The sequence below is a fragment of the Pirellulales bacterium genome (assembly GCA_035939775.1).
Lineage (GTDB): Bacteria > Planctomycetota > Planctomycetia > Pirellulales > DATAWG01 > DASZFO01.
Map to the genome: position 1 here is coordinate 1 of DASZFO010000170.1, position 4,787 is coordinate 4,787.

At 60.8% G+C, this 4,787-nt stretch carries 2 protein-coding genes; both read right to left on the reverse strand.

All coding sequences use genetic code 11. The features are described 5' to 3' along the window. Positions 1 to 20 precede the first annotated feature (20 nt). Positions 21 to 3,521 carry a PVC-type heme-binding CxxCH protein gene (locus tag VGY55_11460; GenBank protein ID HEV2970577.1) on the reverse strand — a complete coding sequence of 1,167 codons (3,501 nt, stop codon included), beginning with the start codon at positions 3,519 to 3,521 and terminating at the stop codon, positions 21 to 23. A gap of 368 nt (positions 3,522 to 3,889) precedes the next feature. Continuing rightward, positions 3,890 to 4,787, reverse strand: an 898-nt coding sequence (locus VGY55_11465; protein HEV2970578.1) for a hypothetical protein, incomplete at its 5' end; no start/stop codon positions are given.

A 4,787-nucleotide genomic window follows, 5' to 3' on the forward strand; every position in this document is an offset into this window, starting at 1 on the left:
CCGGTTTAGCATAACGACGTTTACTTCAAACTCGACAGATACTCGATTAAGTCGCGCAGCTCTGCTTTCGAGAGAGGCTTAGCAACGTCCTGGGGCATGGCGGATTTGCCGCGTGAGCGATCATCGATCTTCGACTTGTCGACGGTGATGAGTTTGGCCTCCGGCGTCATCAGCGTCAGCTCCTTGGCGTCCTCAGCCTTCACGATGCCGGCCACGGTCCGACCATCGTCCAGCGTGAGTACCGCGGTGTCAAAGCCCTTGGCGATCACCTTGTTCGGGTCGACGACCGATTCAAGCAGGTACTCGCGGGGTTTTTCCGCCGCGATGTTTGTCAGCTCGGGTCCGACTTTGCCGCCGATGCCCGCGACGATGTGGCAGCGGACGCACATCAATTCGGCACGCTCGAAAAAGATCGCCTTGCCGCGGGTCTGATCGCCGCCGTAGAGCGTCTCGCGCCACGGATCGATCGATTCTTTCTTTGGTCGAGTCGCTTCATACTTGGCGAGCTTCTCCGTCAGCGCCGGGCTCGTTCGCGCGCCGACAGCCTCGAGCAAGTCGAGTTCAAGCTCGCGCGGCGCATTGCCGGCCAGCAGCTTGTCGAACCAAGTGGCCAAGACTTTGTCCGCCTGGGGCGCGTTAATCTTGCCGAGCGAGGCAAAGGCCCCCTGCTGCTCGACGAGCGTCCCCTTGGCAAGCGCCTCCTCGAGTCGCGGCATTGCCTCTGTTGGTCGAATTACGGCAAGGATTCGTCTAGCCTCGGTCCGTATCGCCGGATCGGTGTCCCTCAGGGCGGCGGTAATTATGTCGAACAGGCCTGGGTCGTGCAGTTGCTCAAGCGCCTGCATCGCTTGGATCCGAACCGTCGCCGGTCGGGCCGTGTCGGTCGCCATCTCCCCCAGCACGGGAACCACTTCCTTGATTGCCAACTTAGCGCCGGTCTTTGCTGCGACCTGTCGAACCCGATCGCTGCTGGTGAAGATGCCCCTGAGTTCGCGACGAAATGCATCGCCGGCAATTCTGTCATCGCGGAGCGGAGAAGGCCGCCACGCGTTCGTCACTCGATCGTGTCCCGATGGCTTCGCCCAGTCGGCCAGCATGCCTAAGGCCTCGATCCGCGCCTCGTCCGGCACATCGCTTCGCGCAGCGAAATGCGCGACCTTGGCCGCGCTGTCTGGGGTGCCCAAGCGAAAGTTCGCGTTGAGCACACGCCGCAAAAGCGCGTCCCGGCCATCGAAGTCTTTCGAGATTCTATCCTTGATCGTTGCGTCGCCGATGATCGGTCGATTGATTAGCTCGGCGAGATCTTTCAAACCCTCCGCGATGGGGACGTCGTTGATCGCCCTGGCAGCCTCCAGCACGACACGAGGATCCGGATCACGCAGTGAAACTACAATCTGGCCATCTTCGATCTGCCGCCAGGCAAGGACCGCGCCCATCCGCTCGGCCGGTGACTCGCTGCTTGCTAGACCAATAAGGTCCCTCGAATCTTTCCCGAATCGCGCGAGGGCCATAACCGCCGAGTGTCGCACCACGGGATCTCGGTCGTCATTCTCGCGGAGCATTTCGCGAATCGCTCCCAAATACGTCTTGGGGTCGTCGAACTTGCTTATGGCAATCGCGGCGAGGGATCGCACGCGAAGGCTCTCATCCTTTACCAGGGGCAGCAGCTTACCGCGGGCACGCTCGTAACGACAATCGCCGAGAGTTTTGGCAGCCTGTGCCCGCACTTCGGGGTCGGTGTCCGCGACGAGCGTCAGGAGAGGCTCCTGCGAGTCGATCCTGTCGCTGATTGACTTAGTCGGCCGCGTGCGGCCAATTTGCCCCAATGCCCAGATGGCGTGCAATCGGCTGAGCTGCTTCTGACTTGCAGTCGTCGAGCCTGTGTCGATCACCGCGCCGGCGCCGGCTGCCGAGCGGGCGACTTCCACAAGCTTCGGCACGATCTCGCCTGACTTACCCGCCAGCGCTCGCCCGGCCAACGTGAATTGCGCCTCTTGCCGCAAGCGCATGTCGGCGTGCGCCAATAGTTTTATCAGTTCATCGGTGGTGCGGCTCTCTAGCCCTTCACTGATCAGTCGCTTTGTTTCGAGTACTATCGGATCGTTCTGCTTGGCCGGCTGGAAGACCTTATACACTCGCCCCTTGCCACAGCCCTCCCAGCCTTCGACCCAATCGGTCACGCACAGAGAGCCGTCCGGGGCCCAGGCCACGTCGGTCGCCAGTATGTGCCAGAGGAACTCCCGACTATCGACCATTTCGAACGACGCGCCCTTCGGCTTGACCGCCAGCGAATGCACGCCGCTGGACCCTGCGCCCCCTCTGAAATCCACCAAGAAGAAATGCCCCTGCCACTCGCCGTCCCAGCCCGTGCCCGGATAGTAAACCAGTCCCGACGGTCCGTCGGCGATCCACGCGATTGGCGGCACGAGGTACGCCGCCTGGCCATCGAAATGCGGATACCAAAGTTTTTCTCGATTAAACGGGCCGCGGTCATTCAAATACTGATACGGCATCCGCCAGCCGTAATCGGCTCCTTCGACCAGATACGTCCAGCGGGCCCGGTCCCCGGAGTCCGAATTATTGTCGCAGGTGAATAGATTGCCGTATTCGTCGAAAGCCAGTTTCTGTGGGTTGCGCAAGCCGTAGCAAAACACTTCGACGTCCGAGCCGTCCGGATTGCAGCGGAACACGGCGCCCGTGTCGGCGTTGGCAACGACGTGGTCGCCCGACTTGACGTAAAACCCACGGTCTCCTTGCGAGTAGTACAGCTTGCCATCGGGCCCAAAGATCAGGCCGTGCAGATCGTGACCAAGGAACGAGACCCGCGAACCGTAGCCGTAGCTTAGCGATTTCCGCACGTCGGCATGGCCCGTGCCCTTGTTGTCGCGCAACTGCCACAGATCCGGGATGCACGCGTAATAAACGTCGCCGCGCCGCGCGAGCACTCCGGCGCCAATTCCTTGTAGAGGGCTATTAAAACCATCGGCGAATGTGCTGACGTGGTCGGCCTTGCCGCCGCCCGATCGATCTTCCAACAGCCGCACACGATCATCTTGTTTTGTGTAGTCGACCAGCTTCGGACCCAGATGCTTCTTAAACATCTCGAGCCGTTGTTCGACTCGCTTGGTGGCCATGTCGTCGTCGAGCCAATCCATGTGGTCGCGGTCGTCCTCAACGCCGTGGTGGATACGGTATGTTTCACCGACGTAGATCCGGCCGTGCTCATCGACGGTTAAGCAGACCGGGTTGGCGACCATCGGCTCGGCCGCCCAGAGTGAGGTCTTGAAGCCGTCGTGAATCTTGAAGGCGGCGATTTGCTTTTGACCCTCGTCGGAGGCCTCAGCAACCTGAGGCGGCTCGACTGGCCCTTCGTAATAGACATGTCCAGTCGGCGCAGCACCAGATTTGTTTGACGGTGCGATCTTTGCTGCGTCAGCAGCGTGACACAACCGTCCGCACGGAGCCGAAATCGCTCCGATCGACATCGATAGAACAATCGCTCCACCCCAGTGTCGAAACACAGAATGTCTCCGAATAGGAAAACTGAAAGTTGGACGATGGACGGTTGAGGTTGAGTCCATGCCCTCATCATAATCGACCGCTCCGACCATTCGAACATCCCGAGGACCGCTGCGCCTTGATAACTCGAGACAAACAAGTCACTCGTCGTTGTTGACGATCCAAGCCACCCCCTCGCGGAAGCGTTCTCTCAATGGATTCAACAAATTCGCCTGCCAAGGGCGGTGGAGCGGAGTCACCACCATTTACCGAACGCACAACGTCGAATGGGCGGCACGCCAGCGCGACGCCGGCCTGGGCGGCGAAAATGGGGTGCGGCTGCTCAAGGAGCCAATCGCCGTAAGTGTTGCTGGTGATGTCGGTCTGTTACTCAGCGGTCTGATGAGGTTTTGACTCTTGCGTGGCGGACATTTAAGGCATCGCCGCCAGAGAATACCAGGGAGAGAGTAAGGCCGTCGGCGCTGATCCATTTGGTTGGAAGGCTGGCGGTTTCGCCTGGATCGATGTCCCACTGCGGGCTGTAGGTGACGGTGGTCCACGGGCCCCAGGGTTCTGGTGCGTCGAAGATACCGAAGCCGGCATGGACATCGCGCGTCGTGCCGGCCTGGCAAAGCAGGTAGCGGCGCAGGCCGCGGTTGTAGCTTACTGTCGGGCGGAAGCAGTGGCCCGGATGCTCGAAGACGGCGGCGCGGCGGCGAGAATCGGACATCCAGGTCGGCTCGCTGGCCGACTTCTTGCCGGCGAAGAATTCGTAGGCACCACGTTCCTTGAGCCGGTCCTTGCGGACCCTGGCCAGCACGATGCGATCGGCCGGCACGTATGCGCTCTCCGCATCCGGCGAATAGATATAAACAAATTCATCGCGGGCGCCTTCGTAGTTCTTGCCGAAATTGAGAAACGCCGGGCAGCCGAAACTGGTCGTAAACTTCCAATCGCTCCAGGTCCATGTCTTCGCATGGTCGGCCGACCAGGCGAGTTGCGAGTTGCCGGCGTTGCGGACGAGCATGTAGAGAACGCCGTCGACCATCAAGAGGCCGCTGGCCTTGAGTCCGCGCGGGCCATTCCCCTTTCGCTCGCCCGTCGCCGAGCGAATGTTCGTGCTCTTGAATTCGGACGGAAAGCCGTCGATTCGGGCGAAGCCGAGGCTCAACTTCTCCGGCACCTTGAGTTCGAAACCAGTCCCGTCGCCGTAGGCTGTGTACAGCGAGTCGTCGTCGGCCCAAGTGATTGGCCAGTTGTCGCTGTCCTCCGCCCGGCGAATGACCGAC